The following is a 14,766-nucleotide window of genomic DNA, read 5'->3' on the forward strand; positions in this document are numbered from 1 at the left end:
CGATCCGCGGCCGGCCTACACGTCGTAGGTCCGGCCCTCGGCGATCGTGTGCAGTTTGTCGGGGTTGGCGACGTTGTGGATGGCGACGACGCGCCCCGACCCGTCGACGTCCAAGGTCACGGTGGCGATCACCCGGTCCGGCCCGCGGAAGATCACCCCGGGCCCGCCGTTGATCTCGGCGGTCTCGGCGCGCATGTCGGCGGGCGCGACGCCCTGGTAGGTGGCCGTGCCGAGCGCGGCGAACCAAGTCGCCACCGTCGCCGCGCCGACGATCGGGCGCCGGGCCTGGCGCACTTTGCCGCCGCCGTCGGTCCACAGTGTCACGTCCGGCGAGAGGAGTTCCATCAGCGCGTTCACGTCGCCCCCGGCGGCCGCCGCGAGGAACCGCTCGGTCACCTCCCGCTGCCGGGGCCGTTCCACCGGGAACCGCGGGCGGCGGGCCCGGACCTGCGCGCGGGCCCGGTGACCGGCCTGGCGTACCGCGTCCGGGGTGCGGCCGACCGCCGCCGCGATCTCGTCGTAGTCGAAGGCGAAGACCTCGCGCAGTACGAAGACGGCCCGTTCCACGGGGCTGAGAGTTTCCAGGACGACCAGCATCGCCATCGAGACCGAGTCGGGGTCGGCGGTCGCCGCGGCGTCGGTGCGAATCGGCTCGGGCAGCCACGGGCCGACGTAGACCTCGCGCCGGCGGCGGGCCTCGCGCAGCCGGGCGAGGGCCTCGTTGGTGACGATCCGGCACAGGTACGCCTTCGGGTCGGCGACCTCCGACCGGTCCGCCGAGGACCAGCGGATCCACGCGTCCTGCACGGCGTCCTCGGCGTCGGCGGCGGTGCCGAGGATTCGGTACGCGACCGCGAACAGCAGGGTGCGGTGCCGCTCGAAGACGTCGTCACTCATGCGCGCTTCCCGCGCGGCCAGAACGCGGCCGAGGCGGGCATCCGCCGCATCCGGCGGTAGGTGGGCCAGGGGGACGCGGTCACGATCTCTTTGTACCGCGCGGCGAGCCGGCCGGTCAGATAGAGCCGGCGCGGCGAGTCGTCGCCGTGCGTGAACTGCACGACCCCGTCGCGGCGGCCGAGACTGACCGGCGTGTGGTAGTAGCCGAACCGGAACGCCCGGGGCTGCTTGCCGTTCAGCTCGCGCAGGATCGAGAGGGCGGCGTGCACCCCGGTGGGCATCCCGCTCTGGCAGGTGCCGTGCATGATCCCGTACGGCTGGCGGATCGCGGCCGCGTCGCCGACCGCGTACACGAAGGGGTGCGACACCGACCGCAGCGCGGCGTCGGTGACGATCCGGCCGCGCGGGTCGGTGGTCATCGCCGCGGCGAGCGGCGACACCCGCGTGCCGCCGGCCCAGAGGAACAGGTCGGCGGGGAGGGTTCCACCGTCCAGGTGTACGCCGTCCGGCAGCACCTTGCGGATCTCGGCGCGCACGGTCCGGACCCCCAGCCGGTCGAGCGCCGCCCGCAGGTGGGCCCGCGCCATCGGGTGCATCGCCGCGCCCGGCTCGTGCCGCCCCACCAGCGTGACGGTCAGGTGCGGGAACCGCGAGGCGATCTCCGCGGCCGACTCGACGCCGGTCGGGCCGGCGCCGCCGACCACCACGTCCGACGCGCCGGCCAGCCGCCCGGCGAGCACCGCGGCATCGTCGAAGGAGTTCAGCGTGTAGGCGTGCTCGTCGGCCCCGGGCACGGCCGCCGTGTCGGCGACACTGCCCAGGGCGTACACCAGGATGTCGAATGTGATCTTCCGGTCGTCGAGGGTGACCGTGCGGGCGGCGAGGTCGATCGCGGTGACCCAGCCGGGCTCGAAGCGGGCGCCGGTACCCGCGAGCAGGCCGGGGAGGCGCAGGTCGGCGACCTGCTGTCCGGTCGCGGTCAACGGCAGGCGCAGCCGCTCGGTGAAGCGGTCGGTGGCGTTGACCAGCGTGACCTGGACGGTGTCGTCGTGGCGGGTGCGGGCGGCGAGTTGGACGGCGGCGGCAAGGCCGGCGTAACCGGCGCCGAGGATCACGATTTCGGTCATGCCCGCGAGATGCCGGCGGCCGACCCGGGCGTGACGAAACGTGACCGGGGTCACGGCCGGACCGGCGCGGGCGGCCTGCCAGGCGCGACCGGGTTCACGGTCGGATCGGCGCGGGTGGCCCGCGGGGCGACCGGGGTCACTGCCGGACCGACGCGGGCGCCCCGCCGGACGTGACCGGGGTCGCGGTCAGGCCGCGCGGACGCGCCCCGAGCCCTCCTCGACGCCGTCGCCGCCCCGCCGCGCCGAGCACTCCTCGACGCCGTCGCCGCCCCGCCGCGCCGAGCACTCCTCGACGCCGTCGCCGCCCCGCCGCGCCGAGCACTCCTCGACGCCGTCGCCGCCGCGCCGCTTCACCCGGTACATCGCCTGGTCGGCGCGGCGCATCGCCTCGGGCAGGTCGCCGGCGTACCCGACGGCGACCCCGATGCTCACCGTCGCCGGGCAGTCCGGCAGGCGGCGCACCGCCTCGGCCATCCGCTGCGCGATGCCGATCGCCCCGGCCGCGTCGACGCCGGGCAGCAGCGCCGCGAACTCGTCGCCGCCGACCCGGGCCAGCAGGTCGGCGTCGCGCAGCTGGGCGGAGAGCGCGGTGGCGATCGCCCGCAGCGCGGCGTCGCCGGCCGCGTGCCCGGCCGTGTCGTTGATCTGCTTGAACTTGTCGGTGTCGACCAGCAGCACGGTGATCAGGTCGGCCGGGTGCTGCTGGGCCTGCTGGACGGCCAGGTCGAACGCGCCCCGGTTGGCGACCCCGGTCAGCGCGTCCAGCGTGGCGGCGAGCGCGGCCTGGTCGTGCTGGACGCGCAGCAGTTCGAGGGACTTCATCGCGGCGACCGTCTGCAGGGTGCGCCGCCGCTGCCGCCACATCTCGCGGGCCAGCGTGTCGCCGTAGGCCAGGCCGACCTCGGCGTCGGACGAGCCGCGGGCGGCCAGCAGCACGGCGCGGGTGCGGTGGGTGACCGACTCGATCAGCCAGCCGGCGTCCGGCGTCAGGGTCGCGACCGCCCGCTCGATCACGTCGAGCGCCTCGTCCGGGCGGCCGGAGCGGCGCAGCGCCACCGCGTGGAACGGGCGGGAGTAGGCCAGCGAGCTCGGGCTGACCCCGCGGGCCGTCAGCGCGGCGAGCGAGTCGGAGATCTCGTCGGCGAGCCGCCCGGTCAGGTGGTCCCGGTCGGCCCGGGCGCAGGCGGCGGCGAGCATCGCGTGGTCGCGCCAGGCGGCGGCGTCCGGGCCGTCGGCCTCCTCGACGGCGCGCAGGGCGTACCGCTCGGCCTCCGCGGTGTGCGCCTCGGCGGCGGCCCCCTCGCCGATCTGGTAGAGCTCCAGCGCCCAGAACAGGTGCAGCTCGGCCTGGTTGCAGAGCCACATCGCGCGGTTGCCGCTGCCGGGCGGGCTCATCTCGTACGCGGCGTCGTAGAGCGGGCCGACCAGCTCGTACAGGCGCAGTTCGAAGTAACCGATGGCGACCCCGACCCTAGCGTTGACCGCGGCGATCGGCTCGGTCTCCTCGACCGCGCCGATCTCGGCCGTGACCAGGTCGTGCAGCACCCCGTCCGGGTCGTCGGTGTCGCCGGTGCGCAGCTCGATCGAGGCGCGGGTGGCCAGGGCGCAGGCGTGCCAGCCCGGGCTGCCCTCGCACTCGGCGACCCGGGCCATCAGGTCGAGGGCCGGGATCGGGTTCTCGCCGAGGTTGACGAGCGCGATCGCCCGGACATAGTGCATGCCCGCGTGGTCGCCACCGCGCAGCACGCGCTCGGCCTCGGCCAACGCCTCCCGGGCATGCCCAGTCTGCGCTCGCTCGAGCAGCCGCGCCACCTGGCGTGTGATGTCGCTCATCGCCCCTCCTGGCCGGGTCTATCGGCAGCAGGGGCGCGCGGACGAGGCGTTTGATCAGTCAAATGAGATGATCTTGTTGATCAGGCCGCCACCGGGGAAGTCGAGCATGAGCACGCCGGTGCGGGTCACGGGGGTGTGCACGTCGGGGCCCTGGTTCAGGTAGATCAGCAGGAACGGGTCGACTCCCTGCACGCCGAGCGCGCCGCCGGCCACCGACTGGGGCTGGGCGAAGACGCTCGCGCCGCTGGCGAAGTTGACGTACATCCTGGCCGGGTCGCCGGCGCTGGTGGCGTCGAGGAAGCGGCGCACCTGGTCGCGCTTGGTGGCGATGGCGCCGATGTTCGGGACGTTGTAGTTGTCCTGGACGTACGTGGAGCTGCCGTCGTTCCAGTCGGCGAACTGGGCGAGGCCGTAGCCGGCGAACCGCCCGCCGTGTGCCCCGTTCATGACGACGAGCACCACCTTGCCGCGGACCTCGCCGAGCGTGGGCATTGCGGCATCCCCGGAGACACCGGGCGTCCACCACAATGCCCGGTTTTCAGCGACATAGGAGTCGAAGATCTGGGTGAAGCTGTTTTGTCCCGAGGCGTCGGTGCAGGAACCGATTTCGCCGGTGCACTCCTGTTTGAGCCGCATCAGCACGGTCTCCCCCGGATGCGCCGCCAGGAACGTGGCTAGCCGGCCGAGCACGTCGTCGAAGTTCGCGTTCTGGTACGAGGCGCCGTGGTGGATCGTGAAGGTGTTCCCGTCGTTCACCCGCGCCCGGATGTCGATCATGCGGATCCCGGCGGTGAGCTGCGCCGCGAGGGTGCCCCCGCTGTCGCCGAAGTCCTCCTGGGTCTGCGTCCACGCGCCGCCGTGGATCGCCATGGTCTCGTGCGTGCCCGGGACGGAGAGGCTCGCCAGGCTGCGGGAGTCGGCGAGGCCGCGCATCCAGTCCGGGTTGGCGGCGGAGCTCAGCGTGCGGTAGGACGCGTCGGCCGCGAAGGCCGGTTCCGGGCTGGAAATCAGGACGGCGGCGATTCCCAGGGCGGCGGCGACCCGCGAGACCTTCATGCCGGGAAAGATATCGATCGATCCGGAGCGGCGGAAGGGGCATGCCTTCGGTTACCGTCGAGAGTGCCCCTCCCGGCGTCAGGAGCCGCCGATGTTCGAGAAGTTCACCGATCGGGCGCGCCAGGTCGTGGTCCTGGCGCAGGAGGAGGCGCGCCTCCTCTCGCACAACTACATCGGCACCGAGCACCTGCTGCTCGGCGTGGCCGACCTGCGCGACGTCGTCGCGGCGCCGGTGCTCACGGAGGCCGGGCTGACCCCCGAGGCGTTCCGCCGGGAGATCGAGACGACCATCGGGCGCGGGATGGACCCGCCGGGCGGGCACATCCCGTTCACGCCGCGCGTCAAGAAGTCGCTCGAGCTCGCCATGCGCCAGGCGATGAAGCACGGCGACGGCACGATCGCCCCGCACCATCTGCTGCTGGGCATCCTGACCCAGCACGACAGCGCGGCGGTCCGGCTGATCACCAAGATGGGCCACGACCCGGACCGGCTGCGGGCCCGGGTGCTCGAGCGCAGCGCGACGGACCCCGCTCCCCCGCCGGCCGTGCCGCCCCTCGCCGCTCCGCTGGGGCTCGCGCGGGCGGTGCCGGCGCTGGACCGGTACGCGCGCAGCCTCGACGAGGCGGCCCGGCTCGACCGGCTGAGCCCGGTGGCCGGCCGGGACGACGAGATCGCCCGGCTGATCCGGGTGCTCAGCCGGCGTACCCGCAACAACGCGATCCTCACCGGCGAGCCCGGCTCGGGGCGGCTCGCGGTGGCCGAGGGGCTGGCCCAGCTGATCGCGCGCGGCGAGGCGCCGCGGCACCTGCGCGACAGCAAGCTGTACATCGTGGAGTTCGGGCTGCTGGCGATGGGCGCGTCCGACCGTGCCGAGGCGGAGTGGCGGGTCACCTCGCTGCTCACCTCGATCCGCGAGCGCGGCGACGCGATCGTGGTGACCGAGGAGCTGGCCCCGTTCGCGGGCATGCCGGGCGACCACGGCGGGCTGCTGGGCGCGTTCGTGCGGGCGGCGATGGAACGGCGGGAGCTCCAGCTGATCTCGACCGCCACGCCGGCTGCTCTTCGCGAGCAGCTCACCCGGGATCCCCGGCTGGCCGCCGTCGTGCAGCGCGTGACGGTCGACGTCCCGGACGTGGCACGAGCGGTGCAGATGCTGGAGGGGACTCGACTGCGGTTGGTGGAGCATCATCACGTACGTATCGATCCTGAGCTTTTGCCTTTGGTGGTTTCGCTGGCCGCCGAGCTCGGGACCCTGCCCGCCGCGGCCATCGACCTGCTCGACGAGGCCTGCGCGGGTGCGCCCGAGTCCAGTTCGATCGGTGCGGCGCAGGTGCGGGAGGCGGTCGCGCGCGTCCGCGAACGCTAGGCTGCGGGCGTGGAGATCCGGCAGGTCGGCGCCGAACTGCTGCCCGATGTCGGGGAGTTGTTCGAGGGAAACTCGACGACCCGCGGCTGCTACTGCATGTGGTTCCTGCTCGCCGCCAAGGAGATGGACGCGGGCTGGGGCGGCGGCAATCGGGTGCGCTTCGAGGCGGCGGTCCGCGAGTCGGGCGAGCCGTTCGGCGTGCTCGCCTACGACGACGACGACGGCAGGCCGCTCGGCTGGGCGGCGGTCGGGCCGCGCTCCCGGTACGCCCGCATCCTGCGCTCGCCGCTGATGAAGACCCGCGACCCGGCCGAGGACGACCGGGTCTGGATGGTGCCGTGCTTCTTCGTCAGGGTCGGCGCCCGCAAGGCCGGCACCACCGAGCGGCTGCTGACCGCGGCCGTCGAGACCGCCGCCGGGCACGGCGCGACCGCGGTCGAGGGTTTCCCGCTGGCCGGGCCCGGCCCGCACCGCGACGATCGCTACCTCGGCACCGAGGGACTCTTCGCCGCCTGCGGCTTCCACGAGGTCGCCCGGCCGTCACCCCGGCGTGTGGTCATGCGTCGGCTTCTTGTTTGATTACGAAGCCCCGAGACGGCAGTATGCACGGGTGCGGCGGAACCTGATCGTGATCCTCGCGGTGGCGGCCGCGATTTTTCTGGGCGGCGGCCTCGTCACAGCCGGCCTGCGCAAGACGGCCGACACCGCCACACTGTCCCCCAGTTCGGTGATCGAGGGGGACTCCCCCTCGCCCGCGGCGTCCTCGTCGCCGACGCCGGCGCCGACGGTCAAGCCGTCGCCCAGCCCGAGCGCCGAGGAGGAGGACGAGACCGACCGGGCCGATCGGGTCGCCCAGCTGACCGCGGCGCTGAAGAAGCTGGACAGCACCTCCCCCGAGTTCTCGGTCGCCGTGCTCGACAAGCGGACCGGCGAGCGGTACGAATACCGCGGCACCGTCAAGTACGACACCGCGAGCATCGTCAAGGCGCAGATCCTCGCCTGCATGCTGCTGCACGACCAGGACGCCGGGCACGACCCGACCGCCGCCGAGATGGCCTGGGCCAAACCGATGATCCGGCAGAGCAACAACGACGCCGCCACGTCGCTCTTCCAGCACGTCGGCGCCCGCACCGGCGTGACCCGCTGCAACAAGCGGCTCGGCCTGACCCAGACGGTCGTGAACAGCTCGTGGGGCCTGACCCGCACCACGGCCGACGACCAGATCCGGCTGCTCTCGAAGCTGGTCGACACCAAGGGCCCGCTGGACACCGAGTCGCGACGGACGGCGTTCACTCTGATGAACACCGTCGATCGGGCCCAGCGCTGGGGCATCCCGTCGATCGCCCGGTCGGGCGAGACCACGACGGTGAAGAACGGCTGGGACACCCGCTCCGCCGACGGCGGCCTCTGGGCCATCAACACGATCGGGCGAGTGACCTCCGGCACCACGAACGTGTCGGTGGTGGTGCTGTCGCACGACAACCGCTCGATGGCGGCCGGCGTCACCCTGGTCGAGAAGGTCGCGAAACTGACCCGCCAGTACCTGAGGTACTGACCGGCTCGGCCGGCGGCCGGAGCAGGTGGGCGACGACGTCCGCGGCGGAGAAGTCGGGTCCCGACCGAGCGATGAGGCCCGGTAGGAACTCGAGGTTCTGACCCAGCGTGAGCAGCGGTGGTTCGGCGCTGCCGTCGCGACCGTGCTGCGCGAGGCCGATGGCGGCCACCAGGCCGTTGCACAGGCATCGGCGGGACGGTGTGTCCTCGATGGCGCCGCCCTTGCGGACGTAGCTGTCGGCGGGTTCGGCCGGGCACCGGTATCCGACGGCACCGTCGGGCCGGCGGAACGGGGTTCGCAGATATCCCAGGTCGCACCGGCGGCTTCGGGCCCGGTAGATCTCGTCGTCGGCCAGGGTCCCGCCCAGTTGGACGACCTTGAAGGGAAAACCGGTGGGCGAGGCATCCGGTACGTTGCGCACGGTGAGCCGGTCGGCGAGGGCCTGTTCGATCATCCGGTGTCGAAGCTCGGGGGCGAGGCCGGAATCCCGGCACAGCGCGAACGCGGTGCCGACCTGGATACCGGCGGCACCGGCCGCGCGGGCGGCATCGAGCGAGCCGCCGGCGGCGTGGCCGCCCGCCAGCCAGAACGGCAGCCCGAGCGCCGCCACCTTGGCCAGGTCGATGCGGTCCCGCGGTCCGTAGATCGGCTCGCCGTCGGCATCCCGATGCATCGTGCCGCGCGGTGGTGCACTGTGGCCACCCGCGCTCGGGCCCTCGAGCACGAACCCGTCCGGGGCGGTTCTCGGGTCACGGGTCAGATAGGCGGCCAGGACCGTGGCGGAGACGATGGCGAGAAACTGTGGCCGGACCGTCGCGACGGCGGACCCGCGCGGGTCGAACTCCACGGTGTGGCGTTCGCCGGTGGCAGCGCCGGCGACCGTCACGGTCAGGACACCGGGCTCCCCCCGGGACAGGGCGTCGAGCAGCCCGGGAATCTCGGCGGGAATGCCCGCGCCCATCAGCACGGCGTCGACCCCGGCGAGCATCGCCCCGTAGACGGCGGCCGGGGTCGCCAGCTGAATCTTCTCCAGGAAGTTGATGCCGATGCGCCCGCGATGACCCTGCTTCGCCAGGAACACCTCGACGAAGTTGCCGGCGACGGTCAGCTCGTCCCGGTCCGGTCTGGGTTGCAGGCCGAGCCTCGGTGTCGGGCGGAACGGCACGCCGGCGGCCAGACCGCCGGGCACGAAGTAGCGCCGCAGAATCCGCTCGGCCGCGCCGGGAACCGGCAGGTGAGCCAACGCCGCTCGGATCTGCCCGTCGGGATCCCCGCGCTGCAGACGCCGTGCCAGGACGGCGTCCAGTGCTACCCCGGACACCACGCCGAGCTGCCCGGTCTCGGCCACCGCACGGGCGAGCCGCGACCCGGACACGGCGACCCCCATGCCGCCCTGAATGATCGACGGCGCCGGCTGTGTGCTCAACCCGTGAGTCCCCACTTCTTCAGGTACGAACGCTCGTCGTCCACCGTGCCCAAACGAAAGGCGGACGTCATGAGGCTTTGGTCCCGACGGTCGGGTGACCTACAGGGCGAGCGCGAGGAACGCGACTCCCGCTGCCGACAGCAGCGCGCCCAGACCCATGACGAGCAGGGTGACCTGCCAAGCCTGGTAGGCACCCAGCAGCGCACCGCGCAGGCTCTGCCCCATGAACGCGGTCTCCCGGAGCCGGGCGAGCCGCTCGTCGTCGCGTCCGCCGTTCTGGCACTCGTCGGCGATCTCCGAGTAGGTGCGACCACCGGTGGCCTTGGCGACGTGCACGGCGATCAGCTCGGAGTAGGCCCGGGCCTGCACGCCGGTGTGCACCTGTACGCCGGCGTACTGCGTCAGTCCGGCGGGCAGGTTCTCCCCGGCGGGGAAGCTGATGCGTTGTTGCGCCAGCTCCCGGCCGACATCACGCCGTCCCGCCCAGCCCTGGATGACCATGGCAACGCCGGTGATGATCAGAACGACACCGACCGTGCCCACCGCAAGAGAGATCATGGGTTTCAGCGTGCGGCACCACAGGTGCGGCGAGTAGGGACCTGCGACATCGACCGGTACGGACCAATGGCACTGGAGCCGGACTAGCGGCGGATCTCGAAGCCGCTCAGTCCCTCGGCCGGCTCCTCCCGGGCGTCGACCCCGGTGACCTCCGCCTCGGCCGGCCCGCGGCGGGACCACTCGACCAGCCGCTCGACGCTTTCCGCGGCGCCCTCGAAGACCGCCTCGACGCGGCCGTCCGGGAGGTTGCGGACCCAGCCGGAAACGCCCTGCCGGCCGGCCACCCGCCGGCAGGTGTCGCGGAAGAAGACGCCCTGCACCACGCCGGAGACCAGCACACGCTTGCGCATCACCGCCCGAGCCTACGGCATTTCGACCCGTGGCAAATCAGTTCATAAGTGTGTAGACCGTGTGAAGTCCTGCGAACCGGACTATCGGCCGTTAAAGCTGGTTGGCGTGCCAGGTCACCCGGACTGGCCCACCGGAACACAGCCGACACGAAAGCGCGCGGAATGATGGCAGTTGCCACGGAGATGGCACAACGGGCGGCGGGCAAGTCCCGGCCGGCCCGCCTGGAAGATCTGGTCTCGCCGCTCGGCGGCCTCGTCAAGGAGGTACGCCGGCTGCCGGTCCAACCGTCGGACCCACCGCTCGCGGTGTTCTCGGCAGACCTCGGCGACGTGTCGGCGGCGCTTCCCAACCTGTGCGATACGTCCTGCCTGGGACGGCTCGACGGCACCGGCACAAAGATCGACCCGGAGCTCGCGTCCACCGTCGCGGTGGCCGAGGCGCTCGAGCGCTACTCGAGCTGCGTGTACGACGGGCGCCAGTTCCGCTGGGCAACCGCGGACGAGCTCGGCGACGAGGCGCTCGACCTGGACAGCCTGCCGCGCTGCTCGCCGGCCGAGCTCGCGGACCCGGCCTGCCCGGTCGCCCGCCCCGATCGGTCGGCGCGCATCCGCTGGGTGCGTGGCCTCGACCTGCACACCGGTGAGCCGCGCTGGATCCCGGCCCGGCTGGTCTACCTGCACATCCCACCGCGCGGGCCCGGGGAGCGTTACACCAGCCCGATCTCCACGGGCGTGGCGGCCCACCCGGATCCGGCGGTGGCGGTCTGCGGAGCGCTGTGCGAGGTGATCGAGCGGGACGCGATCAGCCTGACCTGGCTGCAGCAGCTCCCGCTGCCGCGGATCGAGCTCGACACGGTCGGGCCGGAGCTGCGGCGGTACCTCGACGTGAGCGCCGGCCGGGACGTGACGATCCACCTCTTCGACGCGACCACCGATGTCGGCATTCCCACCGTGTACGGCGTGGCGGTCGCGCCCGAGCACCCCACCTGCCGCACCGCGGTCTCCTGCGCGACCGGCCTGGACCCGCAGACCGCCGCCGCGAAGGCGATCTGCGAGACGTCCTCGGAGCGGATCGCGCTGCACGGCGCCCGGCCGCCGAGCGACGACGTGCGCACGTTCAGCACCGTGGTCGACGGCGCCGCGTACATGTGCGCCCCGGAGCGGGCGTCGGCGTTCGGCTTCCTCCTCGACTCCCCGGCGCGGCGCCGGCTGTCGGAGATGCCGGCACTGTCCACCGGCGACCCGGTCGCCGATCTCCGGCTGGTGTGCTCCCGCCTGGCGGCGCTGGGGCTCGACGCGTACGTCGTGGACCTGACCACCGACGAGGCGCTTCGCGCCGGGATGACCGTGGTGCGCGTCGTCGTCCCGGGGTTGCAGCCGCTCTCCTTCAGCTACCGCGCCCGGTATCTCGGCCATCCCCGGCTCTACCGGGCGCCCGCCCGGATGGGGTATCCGGCCAGGCCCGAGGCCGAGCTCACCACCTGGCCGCAGCCGTTCGCCTGAGAGGGAACCGCATGTACCACCTGATCGTGTGTCCGGTCGGGCCGTTCGGCCACGCCGTCGCCGAGCGCCTCCGTGAGCTGCGCGACGACGTGCACATCACGGACGACGTGCACATCACGGACGTCCACGTCGGCGAAGGGCCACCGGGAAAGCGGCTACGAGTGCTCGCGGCCTGGCGCCGGACGCCGGCGCTGGAGCGGGCCTTCGACGAGGAGTCGTTCCGCAGCGGCCGGCCGTGGCTGCCGGTCACCCTGGACCATCCCGCGCTGGAGATCGGCCCGTTGGTCGTACCGGGGTTCGGCGCGTGCCACGGCTGCTATCGCCGCCGGATCGCGCAGCACGACCCGGCCCGTGCGGTCAGCTCGGCCATCGACCGCCACTACGACGAGCACGACGACGCCGGTCCGGCCGGATACCTGCCGTCGACCGCACTGTTCGCGGCGGCCACCGCGGCCGAGATGGTCGACCGGCTCCGCATCGCGCCCGAGGCCGAGGCCGGCCGGGTGCTCCGGATCGACGTGCCGACGCAGCGGCTGCGCTCCGGCCGCGCGGCCGGCGTGCACGGCTGCCCGCGCTGCGGCCTGGGCCGGGACGAGACCACCCGGTCGTACGAGCGGCTGCCCGCGCTGCTGCCGGGGGTGTGGGGATGAACCGGGACCAGCAGACGACCACGCCGGCTCGGCCCTGTGTGGCGCCCGGCCTGGTGCACGTGCCGCTCGGCGACGGGCTGGCGATCGTCGGCACCGGCAGCCGGCAGGTGTGGCGCGGCCGAACCGCGACCACGCTGCTGCCACGGCTGCTGGCGGAGCTCGACGGCAGCCGCCCGGTCTCGGAACTGGCCGAGACCGAGCAGGCGTGCCTGCCCCTGCTGCACGCGAGCGGGATCCTGCAGGACGGCCCGGCCGACCCGGCACGAACCGGGCCGGTGGCCGGCTACCTCGGCCGGCACCTGGAAACCACCCGGGTCAACCGCAGCCGGGACGAGGCATGCGAGCGGTTCGCCGCCGCGCGAGTCGTGATCGCGGGGGCCGAGCCGCTCGCCACCCGGCTGCGCGCCGAGCTGGCCGGTTCCGGAATCGAAACGTACGGGTGGGGCGAGCCGGCCGACCTCGTGATCGCCGTCGACGACGGGGACGCCGGCGCGATGGCGGCCGTGGACCGGGCCTGCGCCGAGGCGGGGACCGGTTGGCTGCGTACCGCGGTGGGCAGCCGCACGGTCGAGGTCGGCCCGCTGTTCGATGCCCGGTACACCTGCTGCTACGAGTGCTTCGCCGGGGGCGTGCCCGGCCCGGCCGGGGTGCCGTCGCCGGCCCGCCTCGCCACCTGGGCGGCGCTGACCACGACCGAGGCCGTGCACCTGCTGTCCCGGGTCGGCCAGAGCGCGGCGACCTCCGGCTGTACCGTGTTCGACCTCGCGGACTGGACCCAGTCGAGCATCGGCGCCTACCGCCGGCCGGGGTGCCCGCGGTGCCTACCCACCGCGGCGCCCGCGCCGGACGGACCCGCCCTCGCGCACCTGTACGAGCAGGCGGTCGCCCCGCGGCCACGCGAGTGGCTCAACCGGCACCCGCATCGGCCCGCGAGCATCGCTCTCCAGCGGTACCACAAGGAGTATCCGTCCGCGCCGCGCATCCCCCTGGCCGACGACCGGACCGGCACGACGCTGGCGGCGCTGGCCGCGCTGCTGCTGCGGACCGTCGGGCTGCGCGACGACGGGACCGGCGCCGGGCTGCGCGACGGCGGCGGTACCAGCGGGCCGCGCGACGGCGGGGCCGGCAAGGTGGGCCGGTGGGCGCCGACGGCCGGCAACCTGGGCTCGACGCAGGCGTACCTGCACGCGGCCGACGTACCCGGGCTCGACCCCGGCTGGTACTTCTACCAGCGCGCGGATCACAGCCTGGCCCGGCTGCACCCGGACGACCGGGCGCCGGAGCGGCCGGCCGCCACGATCGTGCTCACCGGCACGCTCGCCACCGCCGGGGCGAGGTACCAGGGTCTCGCCTACCGGCTGGTCTGCCTCGACGCCGGTGTCGCGCTCGCCCAGCTGGCGGCGCTCGCCGGCGCGCACGGCCTGACGGCGCGATTCGCCGACCGCTGGGACGACCTGGCCCTGAGCACGACGCTCGGCCTGGACACCGTCGCCGAACCCGTGACCGCGGTGGTCGCCCTGGACCCGAGGAACAACGATGCGCTCGACGATTGAGATCCTCCCCGCGCCGCCGGCCGGGGCGGACCCCGGCCGGGACCGGCTCTCACTGCTCGGCCAGCTGCTGGCCGACACGCAGGCGGGCGGGCGGCCGGTGGCCCCGGTCCCACCGCACCTGCTCCGGGCCCCGGACGGTGGGCCGCCGATCGCGCTGCCGCGACCGGCGCCACCACGCGCCTCGCTGGACGACGTGCTGCCGGGGCGTACCGCGGTCCGCGATTTCGCCGGCACCCCGGTTGCCGCCGCGGAGCTGTCCGCCCTCCTGGCCGCCGCCGACCGGATGGATGCCGAGGCGTTCCCGGCCGAGCGGGACGCCGGTCTCGGCCTGGAGCTGTACTGCGCGGCGGCGCGGGTGACCGGTCTCGATGCCGGCCTGTACCGGCACGTGCCCGAGCGACCCGCGCTGCGCCCGGTGGCGAGCCTCCCGGACGGCCTCGACGAGCTCGTCACGCAGCCCGGGATCGCCGGAGCGCCCGCCCTGCTGATCATCATGGGAAACCTGGCCGGCGCGCTCGCCCGGCACGGCAGCCACGGCCATCGGCTGCTGCTGTCGCGGGCCGGGGCGGCCGGGCAGGCCGCGTGGCTGACCGCGCTACGACTCCATCTCACCGGCACGTTGTACGCCGGCCTGCAGCCCCATGTCCTCCGGGAGCGGGCCGGCGCCGACGGGTACCACCGGGCAGCGCTTCTCGCGTTCGCCGCCGGGCACCCGCAGCACGGGTGAGGCACGTCGCAGCGGTCCAAAGTCTGAGATCCGCGGATCTCGGGCCGGCGGCGACGCCGACCGGCATCGGAACACGAACACCAAATGGAGGAGCAAGTCCATGAAGACGGAACTCGCCAGCCCGGAAATCCCGCCCGAGCTCGACCTGTGGCTGGAGGACGACCT

14 protein-coding genes are annotated in these 14,766 nt (G+C 73.6%); 7 read left to right on the forward strand and 7 right to left on the reverse strand.

What is annotated here, in order from left to right:
- Window positions 1–15: 15 nt before the first annotated feature.
- The 4 genes from ODJ79_RS26505 to ODJ79_RS26520 all read right to left on the reverse strand — a co-directional run bounded on the left by ODJ79_RS26505 (window position 16) and on the right by ODJ79_RS26520 (window position 4,913).
- A complete protein-coding gene (locus tag ODJ79_RS26505; RefSeq protein ID WP_263026297.1) occupies window positions 16–897 on the reverse strand; it encodes an RNA polymerase sigma-70 factor in 882 nt (293 codons plus the stop codon).
- Complete coding sequence (locus ODJ79_RS26510) at window positions 894–2,024, reverse strand: NAD(P)/FAD-dependent oxidoreductase (RefSeq protein WP_263026298.1); 1,131 nt, start codon at window positions 2,022–2,024, stop codon at window positions 894–896. The genes ODJ79_RS26505 and ODJ79_RS26510 overlap by 4 nt, the downstream gene beginning before the upstream one ends.
- 186 nt (window positions 2,025–2,210) lie before the next feature.
- Entirely contained in the window at window positions 2,211–3,857 is a 1,647-nt protein-coding gene (locus ODJ79_RS26515; protein WP_263026299.1) for a sensor domain-containing diguanylate cyclase, read from the reverse strand.
- Between the two features lie 54 nt (window positions 3,858–3,911).
- The gene (locus tag ODJ79_RS26520; protein WP_263026300.1) at window positions 3,912–4,913 is read right to left on the reverse strand and encodes a phosphatidylinositol-specific phospholipase C; all 1,002 of its coding nucleotides are present in this window, start codon (window positions 4,911–4,913) and stop codon (window positions 3,912–3,914) included.
- 91 nt (window positions 4,914–5,004) lie between these two features.
- Here ODJ79_RS26520 and ODJ79_RS26525 point away from each other — a divergent pair, with 91 nt between their 5' ends.
- From ODJ79_RS26525 to ODJ79_RS26535, 3 genes are read left to right on the forward strand one after another with little or no spacing between them, the layout of a single operon-like run.
- Window positions 5,005–6,279, forward strand: coding sequence for a Clp protease N-terminal domain-containing protein (locus tag ODJ79_RS26525; RefSeq protein ID WP_263026301.1), 1,275 nt, complete (start codon window positions 5,005–5,007; stop codon window positions 6,277–6,279).
- Between the two features lie 9 nt (window positions 6,280–6,288).
- Entirely contained in the window at window positions 6,289–6,858 is a 570-nt protein-coding gene (locus ODJ79_RS26530; RefSeq protein WP_263026302.1) for a hypothetical protein, read from the forward strand.
- A gap of 31 nt (window positions 6,859–6,889) precedes the next feature.
- Window positions 6,890–7,834, forward strand: a complete 945-nt coding sequence (locus ODJ79_RS26535; protein ID WP_263026303.1) for a class A beta-lactamase-related serine hydrolase — start codon at window positions 6,890–6,892, stop codon at window positions 7,832–7,834.
- On the opposite strand, the gene ODJ79_RS26540 is transcribed toward ODJ79_RS26535, so the two are convergent.
- The 3 genes from ODJ79_RS26540 to ODJ79_RS26550 form a co-directional block, all read right to left on the reverse strand.
- Entirely contained in the window at window positions 7,782–9,221 is a 1,440-nt protein-coding gene (locus ODJ79_RS26540; protein ID WP_263026416.1) for a nitronate monooxygenase, read from the reverse strand. The two genes, ODJ79_RS26535 and ODJ79_RS26540, sit on opposite strands and share 53 nt — an antisense overlap.
- Window positions 9,222–9,359: 138 nt before the next feature.
- Entirely contained in the window at window positions 9,360–9,818 is a 459-nt protein-coding gene (locus ODJ79_RS26545) for a hypothetical protein (RefSeq protein ID WP_263026304.1), read from the reverse strand.
- Between the two features lie 83 nt (window positions 9,819–9,901).
- The gene (locus ODJ79_RS26550; protein ID WP_263026417.1) at window positions 9,902–10,168 is read right to left on the reverse strand and encodes an acylphosphatase; all 267 of its coding nucleotides are present in this window, start codon (window positions 10,166–10,168) and stop codon (window positions 9,902–9,904) included.
- Between the two features lie 183 nt (window positions 10,169–10,351).
- Between ODJ79_RS26550 and ODJ79_RS26555 the strand changes: the two genes are divergently transcribed.
- From ODJ79_RS26555 to ODJ79_RS26570, 4 genes are read left to right on the forward strand one after another with little or no spacing between them, the layout of a single operon-like run.
- Entirely contained in the window at window positions 10,352–11,671 is a 1,320-nt protein-coding gene (locus ODJ79_RS26555) for a YcaO-like family protein (RefSeq protein WP_263026305.1), read from the forward strand.
- A gap of 11 nt (window positions 11,672–11,682) precedes the next feature.
- Complete coding sequence (locus ODJ79_RS26560; protein WP_263026306.1) at window positions 11,683–12,321, forward strand: TOMM precursor leader peptide-binding protein; 639 nt, start codon at window positions 11,683–11,685, stop codon at window positions 12,319–12,321.
- Window positions 12,318–13,874 carry a hypothetical protein gene (locus ODJ79_RS26565; protein WP_263026307.1) on the forward strand — a complete coding sequence of 519 codons (1,557 nt, stop codon included), beginning with the start codon at window positions 12,318–12,320 and terminating at the stop codon, window positions 13,872–13,874. Before ODJ79_RS26560 ends, ODJ79_RS26565 begins: the two co-directional genes overlap by 4 nt.
- On the forward strand, window positions 13,858–14,601 hold the full coding sequence (locus ODJ79_RS26570) for a nitroreductase family protein (RefSeq protein ID WP_263026308.1): 744 nt from the start codon (window positions 13,858–13,860) through the stop codon (window positions 14,599–14,601). Before ODJ79_RS26565 ends, ODJ79_RS26570 begins: the two co-directional genes overlap by 17 nt.
- Window positions 14,602–14,766 lie beyond the last annotated feature (165 nt).

The sequence above is a fragment of the Actinoplanes sp. KI2 genome (assembly GCF_025630775.1).
In the GTDB taxonomy this organism is placed as follows: Bacteria; Actinomycetota; Actinomycetes; order Mycobacteriales; family Micromonosporaceae; genus Actinoplanes.